This is a genomic window from Micromonospora sp. NPDC003197, assembly GCF_053590565.1.
In genome coordinates this window covers 1-13,162 of the sequence record NZ_JBSFTE010000046.1, presented here as the reverse complement: position 1 = coordinate 13,162, position 13,162 = coordinate 1, and the positions used below count along the sequence as shown (strand labels likewise).

The following is a 13,162-nucleotide window of genomic DNA, read 5'->3' as shown; positions in this document are numbered from 1 at the left end:
TTCAAGATGCCCTGGCGCGTTTTACCCGTTCGGTTGGCATTGATCTTGGCTCCGCTGGCTACCCGAGCAGCATGTCCGTACCGGTTAGTCGATGTGGCGGTTGACCGGGCAGGCCGGGCCACAGCGGGTCGGACGGCCGGTCCAGCCGTTGCGGCGTAACGTCCCCGCGACCTGGGCGGCGGTGGCACAGGGCCGCTCGGTCACGTCGGCCATGCCGTAGCGCAGCACACTCAATCCCTCGGCCGTCGCCGAGTTGTCCCGTCGCCGGTCACGGGCCCGGGACTCCTCTGGGTGCGCCGCCCGGCCGTCCAGCTCGACCAGGATGCTGAAATCGTCGTATCGGATGTCGTCGTACCAGCGACCGCCCCGGCGTAGCCGGATGGACTGGCGCTGCCCGGATGGCAGCCCGTGTCGGCGTTCGACGTCGCGCAGGTAGCGCAGTTCGAGCAGCGAGTGGCAACCGTCGGCCACAGGCCCGGGCCAGCCAGCCCAACGCATCGTCGAGCTGCCGGGCCGACTGGGTCAGGTCGACGACGGTCTCTTCTACCCAGGTCTGCGCCGGTAGCCGGCTCGGGTGCCGGGCGGAAACTTTTCCGGGTTCTGGGCCGAAAAAGTTTCCACGTTAACGGGGAAACCCCAGTGGGAAACCAGCTCTACCGCACAGTCGTGAGGCCGAGAGCTTCGGCTGCGGCCCGGCCGTTGGCGTGGCTGGCACCGTACGTGGTGACGAAGGCACGCGCTCCGGCCGGTCGCCAGCTCGACGGCCAGCCCATCTCCACCACGGTCACCGGATGCGCGGCGGCCAGCGCCTCGACCAGTTCGACCGCACCGGTGAGCCGGTGCAGGTGCCGCCCGACCAGTACGATCGGCCGCTCGCCGGCCAGCTCGCGCAGGGCGGCCGGCTCGGTCTCGGTGGCCACCACCGGAAGTTGCTCGCCGCCGTCGAGGTGCGGCCCGAGGCCCCACGGCACCCGCCCCTCGGCGATGGTGGACGCGGACAACAGCTGTACGACCAGCGGCTTGTCGAGGCCGGCGAGCACGCCCTCCACGCGTACCGCGCGCCGCGCTGCGGCGTACCCGAGATCAGCCGGCGCCTCGTGGACGGGCGTTGCGGTCCGGGTCCAGGCGGCGAGTGCGGCGGTGCGCTCGGCGGCGTCTTCGACCCGGGCCCGGTCGAGCCGCCCGTCGCCGATGGCGGTGACGATCTCGGCGACCACCTGTTCAACCAGGTCGGCGTCCACCTGGGCGCCGATACAGAGCAGGTCGGCCCCGGCGGCCAGGGCGCGGACGGCGGCCGCTCCGGGGCCACCGGCGATGGTCGATGCCCCCTTCATCTCCAACGCGTCGGTGATGATGGTGCCGGTGAAGCCGTACTCGCCGCGCAGCAGGTCGGTGAGGGCGGCTCGGCTGAAGGTGGCCGGGTCGCTGCCGGTCAGCACCGGCACCCGGATGTGCGCGGTCATGATGGCCCGGGTGCCGGCCGCGATGGCGGCCGCGAAGGGCGGCAGGTCGCGACCGCGTAGCACGTCCAGCGGTACGTCCACAGTGGGCAGCTCGTAGTGCGAGTCGGTGACTGTGGCACCGTGGCCGGGAAAGTGCTTGGCGCAGGCGGCCACCCCGGCGGACTGGAGGCCGGCGATGGCGGCGGCGGAGTGGGCGGCGACGCGTACCGGGTCGGCCCCGAAGGATCGGGTGCCGATGACTGGGTTGTCGTCGGCGGAGTTGACGTCCACCGTCGGGGCCAGGTCGACGTTGATGCCGAGGGCGGCGAGTTCACTGCCGATGGCGTGGTAGACCCGCTGGGTCAGTCCGATGTCGGCGACCGCGCCGAGCGCGGCGTTGCCCGGATAGGGGCTGCCGGTGGCATGCGCGAGTCGGGTGACGTCGCCACCCTCCTCGTCGATGGCGACGAGTACGTCGGCACGGGCGGCCCGCAGCGCGGTGGTGGTCGCCGCGACCTGGTCCGGATGTTCGATGTTGAAGCCGAACAGGGTGTGTCCGGCGAGCCCTTCGGCGACCAGGTCGAGCGCCCACCCGGGGGGCGTGCTGCCGGGGAAGGCAGCGAGCAGCGTGCCCAGCGCCAGTCGGCGAAGTCCGGAATCGGTTCCCACGTGTCTCCCTCTTCGATCCCTGTGCGGATGAGTGTCGCACCGCAGGGGGTCAAACTGTGGCCGAGCCGGCCCAGGTCGTACGGCTGAGTCAGGCTGGGTTGCGGCTGATATGCCACCGGGTTGTCTGATCGTCACTCTCAGGGGCGGCCATTACGCTACGGGCTACTTGTCGTAAAGCTGGCAGAACAGTTAGTAAACCTTTCTAAAGCTTAGAGGATGCCCATGGCTTCTACCCGCCTGCCCGGCACCCCGCGCCTGCTACGTGCGCTGAACGACCGGGCCGCACTGGAGTTGCTGCTCGCCCGAGGTCCGCTCACCCGGTCGCAGCTCGGCGAGCTGACCGGCCTGTCCAAGGTGACCGCCTCCCAGCTGGTCGAACGGCTGGAGCAGCGCGGGTTGGTGACCCGGGTCGGGGAGCAGGCCGGTGGCCGGGGGCCCAATGCCCAGCTGTACGCGGTTCGGCCGGCCAGCGCGCACGTGGTGGGGGTGGACGTCGGACCGGACCGGGTGGTCGCCGTCTGCGCGGACATCACCGGCGCGGTGATCGGACGGGTCGAACAGTCCACCAGGGACACCGATGATCCGGTCGGGGTCGTGCACAACGCGGTGGTGCAGGCGGCGCGCGACGCGAAAGCTCCACTGGAGAGCGTACGACGGGTGGTGCTGGGCACTCCCGGCCTGGTCGACCCGGCCACCGGCGACATCACCTTCGCGTTCAACCTGCCCCGCTGGCATCGCGGTCTGCTCGCCGCACTGCGCGAGGACCTGCACACCCCGGTGGTCTTCGCGAACGACGTCAACCTGGCCGCAGTCGCCGAGGCGCACTCCGGTGCTGCCCAGGGGGTCGACGACTTCGTACTGGTCTGGGTGGGGGTTGGGGTCGGTCTGGCCATCATGCTGAACGGGCGGCTGCATCATGGCAGCAGCGGTGCCGCTGGCGAGATCGGTTACCTGCCGGTGCCCGGCGTGCCCATTCCGCGGGATGCCGCCCGGCGGGCCAAGCCGGCGTTCGGGCAGCTCGCCGGGGCCGACGCGGTACGTGCGGTGGCCCGGGAGGGCGGTTTCAAGGGGGCTACCGCCGCCGACGCGGTGCGGGCCGCCATCGCGGCCGGTACGGCCGGCGAACCGGTCCTCGACGAGTTGGCCCGCCGACTCGCACTCGGGGTGGCGAGCACCTGTGTCGTGCTCGATCCGCCATTGGTGGTGCTGGCTGGCGAGGTCGGGCAGGCCGGTGGCGACGCTCTGGCCGAGCGGGTGCAGCACGAGGTGGCCGCGATCACGCTGGTGACACCCCGGGTGGTGGTGACCCGGCTGACCGAGGAGCCGATCCTGCGGGGCGCGTTGCAGACCGCGTTGGACGCTGTCCGAGACGAGGTGTTCGGCTCCACCGTCGGCTGACATGGTGAGTCCACGGTCGGCTGGCCGGGCGGGCATGTGAAGGAATTCTTCGCCAAGGTTAAAGCTTTTGCAAGCTCTCGACATAGACGGGTTTGAGGCTATAGCGTACGGCCACCTTGCGTCCCACCACCCAGGACGTCCACATCACTCGGGGAGGAGTGACGGTGACTGTACGGATTTCCCGGCGTCGCGCGAGCCAACTGCTCGGCGGCTCCCTGATCGTGACCATGATCGGCCTGTCCGGCCAGCCCGCGCTTGCCGGACAGGCAGCGCCCACGGACACCGGGCCAGGCGCCGCCCTGGCCGCCGCCTTCGGCTCGGCGGCGAAGCGGTACGACGTACCGCGTGACCTGCTCGCCGCCCTCGGCTACGCGGAAACCCGCCTCGACGGGCACGCGGGCGAGCCGAGCGCCTCCAACGGCTACGGCATGATGCACCTGGCCAGCAACCCCAAGCTGCGCACCCTCGACGAGGCGGCCCGCCTCACCGGCCTGCCCACCAGTGCCCTACGCAGCCAGAACGCCGCCAACATCACCGGCGCGGCGGCGGTGCTGCGGTCGTACGCGGACACGGCCGGACTGACCAAGGCCCAGCGCGGCGACGTCAACCTGTGGTACCCGATGGTGGCCAAGTACGGCGGCTCGTCCCAGCCGGCCACCGCCCGGCTCTACGCCGACGCCGTCTACGACCTGCTCGCCACCGGTTTCACCGCGCGGACCACGGCTGGCCCGTTCGGGATCGCCGGTCGTCAGGTCGCCCCGGAGCGCGGCGAACTGGCCTCGGTGGCCCCGCTGGGCGCGGCCGGTGACGTCGGCACTCTCAGCACCGACTACGGCCCGGCCGCCTGGGTGCCCGCCTACTCCGGCAACTACACCACGTCCAGCCGTGAGTCGTCGTACCCGATCAACTACATCGTCATCCACACCATGCAGGGCAGCTACTCCGGCTCGATCAGCTGGTTCCAGAACCCGGCCGCCGGCACCAGCGCGCACTACCTGCTCCGCTCCTCCGACGGTGCCGTCACGCAGATGGTGCGGGACAAGGACATCGCCTGGCACGCCGGCAACTGGACCTACAACACCCAGTCGATCGGCATCGAGCACGAGGGGTACGTCGACAACGCGTCCTGGTACACCGACGCGATGTACCGCTCCTCGGCGACGCTGACCAAGTTCCTCTGCGACAAGTACGGCATCCCGAAGACCCGGTCGAACATCATCGGCCACAACCAGGTCCCCGGTGCCACGCACACCGATCCCGGGCCGAACTGGAACTGGACGTACTACATGCAGCTGGTCACCGGCTCGTCCGGCGGCGGATGGTCGACCACAGTGGACAACACCACGTCGGGCCGGTTCACCGCCAGCGGCAACTGGGGCACCTCGACGTTCTCGTCGCAGCGGCAGGGCACCGACTACCGGTTCGCCGACCCGGTCCTCTCCAGCGACGCTGCCTGGTACAAGGTGAACATCCCGGAGACCGGCACCTACCGGGTGGACGTCTGGTACCCGGCCGACGCCGGCTACAACGACAGCACCCCGTACATCGTGGCCACCACCTCCGGCAACCAGACCGTCAACGTCAACCAGCGGGCCAACGGCGGCCAGTGGCGGTCGCTGGGCACCTTCACCCTCGCCGCCGGTGACGCCAACAAGGTGGGCGTCAGCCGGTGGACCACCGGTACCGGCTACGTGATCGCCGACGCGATCCGGGTCACTCGGGTCTAGGTGTTAGAGGTGTTAGGAAGGGCCCCTTCCTAGGCAAAATCCGATAAGAAGGGGCCCTTCCTAACCGCAAAGCGAATCAGGCGAGGTCGCGTTGGCGGAAGCTGGCGAAGGCGGCACCGACACAGCCACCCACGAGGACGAGCAGGACGATCAGCGCCGGCACCCAGGTGATGGTGTACCGGCCATCGCAAACGCTGAACCCCGTACAGGTCGTGCTGTCCCACAGGTCGATCTTGCCGGACATCCAGGCCCCGACGTAGGTGGAGAGCATCCACTGGTCCGGGCGGAACGCGTTGACGATCTCCATCACGATCCGGGCACCCAACTCCCACACCACCGCGTAGCCGGCGACCACCCCGAGCGCGGCAGCGGTGTGTCGGCCCAGTACGGCCAGCCCGAAACTCAACGCGGTGACCAGGAGGATCAGCGTCACGCCCCGGACGGCGGTGAGGCCCAGCCACCGCCAGAACTCCCCGTCCAACTCGCCAGGGAAGCCGCTGACCTGAGCGATCACCCAGAACGCGCTGAGGTAGACCACGGCGGAGACCAGCGCGACAGCGAGGACGGCGGCGAGCAGCGTACCCAGCTTGGTGCCCAGGACGATCATCCGCTGTGGGCGCCACAGCAGCAGGTTGGTCATCCCGCCGGAGTTCAGGTCGGCCCCGATGTACGAGGCGCCGACCAGGAATCCGAACAGCACCAGGAAGGTGATGAGGAAGTACGTCAACGGGCGGATCTCCCGTTCGAAGACGAAGACACCGTAGAGGTAGTCGGTCTCGTGTACTTCCGCCGGCTGCTTCAGGTCACACTTGGCCAGGAACTCCGGTGGGAACTCGCTGTCCGCCGTCCCGATCTTGGCGGCCTGGCAGTCCGCGAATATCCGCTCGTTGGCCTGCCGTTGCTGCTCGGCCAGCACCTCGGCCTGGGCCAACTCGCGGGCGGTGGGCTGGTGGGTGCTGACCAGGGTGGTGGCGATGGTGACGCCGAACGCGGCGATCAGCAGCACCAGCATGAGGCGTACGAAACGGCGCGCGTAGAGGCGGCCGAACTCGGCCCGTACCAGGTTCACGCGGACACCTCTCGCTCGTCGGTCGTCGCGTCCAGGTTGGCCTGGTCGGTCGTCGTGCCCGCGTCGACTCGGTCGGTCGTCGTGCCCAGGTCGATCTGGCCGGGCGGCCGGCCGGGGTCGGGCAGCACCGAGTCGTCGACCTGACGCGGTATCTCCGGGCGCGGCTCGGTGCCGGTGAGCTGGAGGAAGACGCTTTCCAGGTCGGGTACGAGCGGGATCAGCTCCTGGACCCACAACTGCTGTTCGCCCAGGATCCGGCTGACGTCGGTCGGCTCGGTGACGCCGCCGACGACCAGGTGATCGGCGTGTGGGGTGACCAACAGGCCGGCGGCCTGGAGGAGTTCGGCCGCCCGTTCCGGTTCGTCGACGCGTACCCGGAATTCGCCCTGGTCGAAGCCGTCAAGGACCTCGTCGACCGGCCCGGCGACCACCCGCCGACCCCGCGAAATGATCGTCACGTGGTCGCAGACCTGCTCGATCTCGGCCAGGATGTGGCTGGAGACCAGCACGGTCACCCCGTCGGCGGCGAGAGCCCGCATCATGTCCCGCATCTCCCGGATACCGGCCGGGTCCAGCCCGTTGGCCGGCTCGTCGAGGATCAGCAGATCCGGTCGCTTGAGCAGCGCGGAGGCCACCGCCAGCCGCTGCTTCATGCCCAACGAGTACGCCTTGACCCGTTCCTCGCCCCGGTCGCGCAGGCCGACCTGTTCCAACACCTCCTCCACCCGGGCCGGGGGCAGCCCGCCGGCGGTGGCGAGCAGTCGGAGGGTCCGCCGGCCGGTGAAGTTGCCGAAGAACTGGGGACTCTCCACGATGGCCCCCACCCGGCCGATCACCGAGGGCAGGTGGTCCGGGGCCGGTGCGCCGAGCACGGCCATCCGCCCACCGTCGGCCTGCACCAGGCCGAGCAGCGTACGCAGAGTGGTGGTCTTACCGGAGCCGTTCGGTCCGAGGAAACCGTGCACCTGGCCGGCCTCGACGAGCAGGTCGAAACCGTCCAGTGCGGTGTGCCGGCCGCGGCGGGTACGGAAGGTCTTGCGCAGCCCTTCGATCTCGATGACTGCGGTCATGGCACCACCCGTGAGCACTTGTCCATGTCGGCCTTCCTGTCGAGTGACCAACGACACGTCGCCCCACCCTACGGGGGCGCGACACACCCCGGGGGGCCGCGATGGGCTGCGTGGTTGGATGGTCGGGTGCCTACAGATCCGACGCCCGACAACGACGACCTGGTGATCAACCTCGATGGGGTGGGAGTGCTGCGCTCCGGCGCGCACCTGCTACGGGACGTGACCTGGCGGGTCGAGCTGGACGAACGCTGGGTGGTGCTCGGCCCGAACGGTGCCGGCAAGACGACCCTGCTCAACCTGGCCGCCGGACGGCTGCACCCGAGCACCGGCACCGCACACGTGCTCGGTGAGCGGATCGGCCGTACCGACGTCAACGAACTGCGTACCCGGATCGGGCTGTCCACGGCGGCACTCGCCGAGCGGATCCCGGCCGAGGAGCGGGTGCGGGACGTGGTGGTGACGGCGGCGTGGTCAGTGGTCGGACGGTGGCGGGAAAGCTACGACGTCAGCGACGAGGCCCGTGCGCAGGGCCTGCTCGACCAGCTTGGCATCGCGGCGCTGGCCGACCGGGCGTACGGCACCCTGTCGGAGGGGGAGCGCAAGCGGACGCAGATCGCGCGGGCGCTGATGACCGACCCGGAGTTGCTGCTGCTGGACGAGCCGACCGCCGGGCTCGACCTCGGTGGGCGGGAGGACCTGGTCGCCCGGCTGGCCGATCTGGCGTACGACCCGGACGCGCCGGCGATGGTGATGGTCACCCATCACGTGGAGGAGATCCCGCCCGGCTTCACCCACGCGCTGCTGCTGCGCGAGGGGGGAATCGTGGCGCAGGGACTGATCGGGCAGACGGTTACCAGCGAATACCTGTCCAAGACGTTCGGCCTGCCGTTGACCGTCGAGCGGTCCGGTGACCGGTTCGCCGCCCGCGCCGCCTGATCGCTTTGCTGTTAGGAAGGGCCCCTTCCTATCGCTTTTTGTATAGGAAGGGGCCCTTCCTAACAGCGCTGGGAGGTGCACGTGGACCGGCCGCGGGTGGTCGTCGTGGGCGGCGCCAACATGGACCTGGTGGCGATGGCGCCGAAGGTGCCCGGACCGGGGGAGACGGTGGTTGGCACCGACTTCCTGACGGTGGCCGGCGGCAAGGGTGCCAACCAGGCGATCGCGGCGGCCCGGGCCGGTGGGGCCGCGACGTTCCTCGGTGCGATCGGCTCGGACTCGTTCGGCGTGACGCTCAAGGCCCGGATTGCCGCCGCTGACGTGGACACCTCCCTGGTCCGGGTGGTCTACGGCGCGTCGGGCGTCGCACTGGTCACGGTCGGGGCGACCGGCGAGCATTCGGTGGTGGTGACGCCGGGGGCCAACACCGCGTTCACCACGCTGACCGAGTCCGAGCTGTCCGTCGTACGGGCGGCGGATGTCCTGGTCGCGCAGCTGGAGGTGCCGGTCGAGACGGTGACCCAGGCGGCGCTGGCCGCCCGGGCTGGCGGGACCCGGGTGATCCTCAACGCCGCCCCGCCCGGGAAACTGCCGACCGAGCTGCTCGACGCCGTGGATCTGCTGGTGGTCAACGAGGTGGAGGCGCGGGCGCTCACCGGTCGGGGCCGGGAGGACGCAGCCGCGCTGCTGTCGCTGGTGCCTCGGGCGGTGTTGACGCTCGGCGCGGAGGGCGCGTGGTACGGCGAGCGCGACGGCGGTACGGCACACATCCGGGCGTTCAAGGTCGACGTGGTCGACTCGACCGGTGCGGGGGACGCGTTCACCGCCGCGTTGGCCGTGGCCTGGGGCGAGGGACGGGACCTGGTCGAGGCGTTGCGGTGGGCGAGTGCGGCCGGGGCGGCCTGCGCCCGACGGCTCGGTGCGTCGGTATCGCTGCCGCAGCGGGCCGAGATCGACGCCCTCTTCGAGAACGCCGGTTGACCGTCGCTTGACCGTCGCATGATCGGAACTTGATCGAGTGGCGCACCATGGGAGGCATGGTGCGATTCATCCTCAACCTGCTCTGGTTGATTTTCGGTAGTGGTATTGCGCTGGCGATCGGGTACGGCATCGCGGCGCTGATCTGTTTCGCGCTGGTGGTGACGATTCCGTTCGGGGTGGCGGCGTTGCGACTGGCCTACTACTCGCTGTGGCCGTTCGGTCGGACCCTGGTCCCGAAGCCCAGCGCCGGTCTGGCCTCCGGTCTGGCCAATGTGCTCTGGGTCGTACTCGCCGGCTGGTGGCTGGCGCTGATGCACATCGTGGCCGGCATTGGGCTCTGCGTGACCATCGTTGGCATTCCGTTCGGCATCGCCAACTTCAAGCTGGTGCCGGCGGCGTTCTGGCCGCTGGGTCGGGAGGTTGTCGAGGTGGACGACCTGCGTAGCCCCTCCGTCCGGCCGGCCAGCTAGTGCCGTGACCAAGAACGTTCACGGTGTTGGATGACGCGCCGCCTGGGCTGATGGCCGAGTGACATCGGGGGTAGATTCTGGGTCATGACTACCGGGACGGCATTGCGCCACTCACGGATTGGTGACCCGGTGTTCTCCTGAGGGCGGTCCGGGCCGCAGCCGGCCCGCTCCCGCATCGAGGCTTCTGCACCTCCGCGAGGGCTCCGCCTCCGTCGTGTTGATTATCGATTCGAGATTTCGACCACGACAGGAGGATTGATGCTCACCAAGATGTTGCAGATTCCCACCGCGGCCGGCCGGGCTGACGCGTTTGCCGCGTTTCCCGACGGTGCCGGGCGGCACCCAGGGGTGCTGATGTACGCGGACGGCTTCGGCATCCGGCCCGTGTTGCGGGACTTGGCCTGCGAACTGGCCGGGCACGGGTACTACGTGCTTGTCCCCAACTTCTTTTACCGGCACGGCCCGGCACCCGTGATCGAACTTCCCGAGCACATCGGAGAGGAAGTTCGGCCCGCAATCTTTGCCAAGCTGATGCCGTTGATCGAGGCGCACACCACCGAACGTGTGCTGAGTGACGCCGACGCATACCTGAGGTTCCTCACCAACCAGCCCGAGGTCGGTGCCGGACCGGTCGCGGTGACCGGCTACTGCATAGGCGGCCTACTGGCGATACGCACAGCCGTGGCTCACCCTGGCCAGGTGGCTGCTGTCGCCGGATTCCACAGCCCGGTGCGCGCCGGCGGGCCCGAACTCCTTTCCAAGCTGACCGCCCAGGCTCACTTCGGCCACGCCGAAACCGATATAACGCCCGAGGCCCTCGGTGAGCTCAACCGGACCCTGGATGTCGCAGGTATCAACTACACCTCCGAGATCTACCCCGGTACCGTCCACGGCTTCACCATGTCGGACACCGACGCATTCGACCCCGCCGCACTGCAGCGTCACTGGGACCGCCTGCTTTCCCTGCTTGGCCGTACCCTGACCATCGGCTAAACGTTCGAGGTGTTGGGGTCAGGCCGCTCGGGCGACGGGCTGGCCCCAGCGTAGGTAGGCGCTCGTGCGTGCCCGGACGATGCCCCAGAGTTGGTCGTCGCCGCCCCCTCCGTTTGGCCGGGCGGCTGAGTCTTCCTCCGTTTTGCTGGGTTGGGTGACTGAAGCTGATCGGATTCGCCCAGCTCAGCGCAGCCTCGCGCGGATTGGAAACGTTTTCGTAACAGGCCCTTGACGTGTCTGAAGTCTCGGTCGCAGACTTCGCGGAAACGTTTACAAGTGCGAGATGGAGGTGCGGTGCGTGGTGCGTAAACGTTTACCGTCTAGCGGTGACGCTCGCCCGACGGTGCACACCGTCGCCGCCCGGGCCGGCGTCTCCATCGCCTCTGCCTCCCGGGTGCTCAACGGGGTCGGCGGCAGCCCGGAGACCATCCGCAAGGTCCGCGAGGCCGCCGCCGAGGTCGGCTACGTACCCAACGCCATCGCCCGATCCCTGCAATCGCAGCGCACCGGCCTGGTCGCGCTCGCCGTCGAGGACATCGGCAACCCGGTGTACGTGGCGATGATGCGCGCCATCGAGGCGGTCGTCGCCGAATCCGGCCGACAGTTGCTGGTGCACGCCACCGGCGGGCAGGTCGACAACGAGACCGCGCTGCTGCGCCGGCTGGCCCACCGCTACGTCGACGGCATGATCGTGTCGCCGATCCGGGTCACCGACGCGCACCTCGACGCGCTGGTCGACAGCCCGGTACCGGTGGTCGTCGTCGGACAGCTACCCGAGGACGCGCCGGTCGACAACGTACGCACCGACTCCCGTAGCGGGGTGGCGCTCGCCGTGGACCACCTGGTCGAGGCCGGCCGGCGGCAGATCGGCTTCGTCAATGGCCCGCTGGACACCGTGCCCGGTACCGCCCGCGACGCCGGCTTCCGGGCCGCGCTCGCCCGCCACGGCATCGAGGTCGATGAGCGGCTCATCGAGGTGGGCGACTTCCAGTACGCGGCCGGCCGGGCCGCCACCGAGCGGCTGCTTGCCCGCGTCCAGCCCGACGCACTGCTCTGTGCCAACGACCTGATCGCGGTCGGCGCGCTGCACGCGCTCTACGGCGCGAACCAGACCGTGCCGCAGGACGTGGCCCTGGTCGGCATGGACGACACCGAGCTGGCCCAGATGGCGTTCCCGCAGATCTCCAGCGTGTCGCTCGGCTCGGTCGCCCGTGGTCGCCGCGCCGCCGAGCTGCTGCTGGAACGGATCGCCGATCCGAGTCTTCCGCCCCGGCGCGAACAGGTCGCGCCCAGTCTCGTGGTTCGGGCCTCCAGTGCCCCCACCACTCCGACCGTGCCGGAGCTGCCAATGGTGCAGGAGGTGACCGCATGAGCGTGACCACGTCGACCGAGCAGCCGGACGTCGACCGGGGAGCCGGACGCAAACCGCGTCCGAACCGGGCGCGTTCCGACCGGATGACCGTCTACCTGCTCCTGTTGCCGTCGCTGGTGCCGATCGTGGTGCTGTCGGTCTTCCCGCTGCTGCGGGGCATGTACCTCGGCTTCACCGACGCCCGGGCCGGCCGCAACGTGGACGTCAACTTCACCGGTCTGGCCAACTACCGGGAACTGCTCTCCGACGAGCTGTTCTGGAACTCGTTCAAGATCGGTCTGATCTGGGCGTTCGGCGTGACCGTGCTGCAGTTCGTGCTCGCCCTCGGGCTGGCCCTGCTGCTCAACCAGCAGATCCGGTTCCGGGGCCTGGCCCGGGTGCTGGCCGTCGTGCCGTGGGCGATGCCACCGGTGGTGGTCGGCATCCTGTGGAAGCTGGTCTACCACCCGGACGCCGGTCTGCTCAACGAGTTCTTCTACCGCATCGGCGCGGAGGGGCTGCGGACCAACTGGCTCGGCGACTTCAGCACCGCGCTACCGGCAGTGATCATCGTCGGGGTCTGGGCGGGAATGCCGCAGACCACCGTCGTACTCCTGGCCGGGTTGCAGGGCGTGCCGCGCGAGCTGCACGAGGCGGCGGCCGTGGACGGTGCCACCGCCTGGCAGCGGTTCCGTCGGGTCACCCTGCCGTCGCTGGCCCCGGTGATCGTCGCGATCACCTCGCTCGACTTCATCTGGAACTTCAATTCGTTCGGCCTGGTCTACGTGCTCACCGCTGGTGGGCCGGGCGGCAAGACGATGCTGCCGATGCTCTTCGCGTACGAGGAGGCGTTCCGCTACGGCAACTACGGCTATGCGGCGGCGCTTGGCAACGTCATGGTCGTGATCATCGTGGCCCTGCTCGCGGTCTACCTGCGCCGCCGACTCAAGGAGGCGAACTAAGAGAGACCGTCAGTAGGGCGTGTGCAGCCCAAGTAGCTGTTCAGGGGTAGCAAACAGGCACGGGATTGTCGATCATGTGAGTTCTCTACGCTCC

At 69.4% G+C, this 13,162-nt stretch carries 12 protein-coding genes; 8 read left to right on the top strand and 4 right to left on the bottom strand.

Annotation, left to right across the window (positions count from 1 at the left end):
* Positions 1–84: 84 nt before the first annotated feature.
* Both ACWDV4_RS30110 and ACWDV4_RS30105 read right to left on the bottom strand, forming a co-directional pair.
* Positions 85–471, bottom strand: coding sequence for a DUF559 domain-containing protein (locus ACWDV4_RS30110; protein ID WP_449985719.1), 387 nt, complete (start codon positions 469–471; stop codon positions 85–87).
* A gap of 182 nt (positions 472–653) precedes the next feature.
* Positions 654–2,111, bottom strand: coding sequence for a glycoside hydrolase family 3 N-terminal domain-containing protein (locus ACWDV4_RS30105; RefSeq protein WP_449985716.1), 1,458 nt, complete (start codon positions 2,109–2,111; stop codon positions 654–656).
* A gap of 222 nt (positions 2,112–2,333) precedes the next feature.
* Between ACWDV4_RS30105 and ACWDV4_RS30100 the strand changes: the two genes are divergently transcribed.
* Together ACWDV4_RS30100 and ACWDV4_RS30095 are read left to right on the top strand one after the other, a co-directional pair.
* Positions 2,334–3,509, top strand: a complete 1,176-nt coding sequence (locus ACWDV4_RS30100; RefSeq protein WP_449985713.1) for an ROK family transcriptional regulator — start codon at positions 2,334–2,336, stop codon at positions 3,507–3,509.
* A gap of 773 nt (positions 3,510–4,282) precedes the next feature.
* Positions 4,283–5,236, top strand: a complete 954-nt coding sequence (locus ACWDV4_RS30095) for a golvesin C-terminal-like domain-containing protein (protein WP_449985748.1) — start codon at positions 4,283–4,285, stop codon at positions 5,234–5,236.
* A gap of 76 nt (positions 5,237–5,312) precedes the next feature.
* On the opposite strand, the gene ACWDV4_RS30090 is transcribed toward ACWDV4_RS30095, so the two are convergent.
* A complete protein-coding gene (locus tag ACWDV4_RS30090; RefSeq protein ID WP_449985710.1) occupies positions 5,313–6,305 on the bottom strand; it encodes an ABC transporter permease subunit in 993 nt (330 codons plus the stop codon).
* Entirely contained in the window at positions 6,302–7,375 is a 1,074-nt protein-coding gene (locus ACWDV4_RS30085; protein WP_449985708.1) for an ABC transporter ATP-binding protein, read from the bottom strand. Before ACWDV4_RS30085 ends, ACWDV4_RS30090 begins: the two co-directional genes overlap by 4 nt.
* Positions 7,376–7,501: 126 nt before the next feature.
* On the opposite strand from ACWDV4_RS30085, the gene ACWDV4_RS30080 reads away from it, so the two are divergent.
* The 6 genes from ACWDV4_RS30080 to ACWDV4_RS30055 all read left to right on the top strand — a co-directional run bounded on the left by ACWDV4_RS30080 (position 7,502) and on the right by ACWDV4_RS30055 (position 13,068).
* The gene (locus ACWDV4_RS30080) at positions 7,502–8,311 is read left to right on the top strand and encodes an ABC transporter ATP-binding protein (RefSeq protein ID WP_449985705.1); all 810 of its coding nucleotides are present in this window, start codon (positions 7,502–7,504) and stop codon (positions 8,309–8,311) included.
* 81 nt (positions 8,312–8,392) lie between these two features.
* Positions 8,393–9,292, top strand: a complete 900-nt coding sequence (locus tag ACWDV4_RS30075) for a ribokinase (protein WP_449985704.1) — start codon at positions 8,393–8,395, stop codon at positions 9,290–9,292.
* Between the two features lie 56 nt (positions 9,293–9,348).
* Complete coding sequence (locus ACWDV4_RS30070; RefSeq protein ID WP_449985701.1) at positions 9,349–9,762, top strand: YccF domain-containing protein; 414 nt, start codon at positions 9,349–9,351, stop codon at positions 9,760–9,762.
* A gap of 258 nt (positions 9,763–10,020) precedes the next feature.
* Complete coding sequence (locus ACWDV4_RS30065; protein ID WP_449985700.1) at positions 10,021–10,755, top strand: dienelactone hydrolase family protein; 735 nt, start codon at positions 10,021–10,023, stop codon at positions 10,753–10,755.
* A gap of 301 nt (positions 10,756–11,056) precedes the next feature.
* Positions 11,057–12,127 carry a LacI family DNA-binding transcriptional regulator gene (locus tag ACWDV4_RS30060; protein ID WP_449985698.1) on the top strand — a complete coding sequence of 357 codons (1,071 nt, stop codon included), beginning with the start codon at positions 11,057–11,059 and terminating at the stop codon, positions 12,125–12,127.
* On the top strand, positions 12,124–13,068 hold the full coding sequence (locus tag ACWDV4_RS30055) for a carbohydrate ABC transporter permease (RefSeq protein ID WP_449985696.1): 945 nt from the start codon (positions 12,124–12,126) through the stop codon (positions 13,066–13,068). The genes ACWDV4_RS30060 and ACWDV4_RS30055 overlap by 4 nt, the downstream gene beginning before the upstream one ends.
* Positions 13,069–13,162 lie beyond the last annotated feature (94 nt).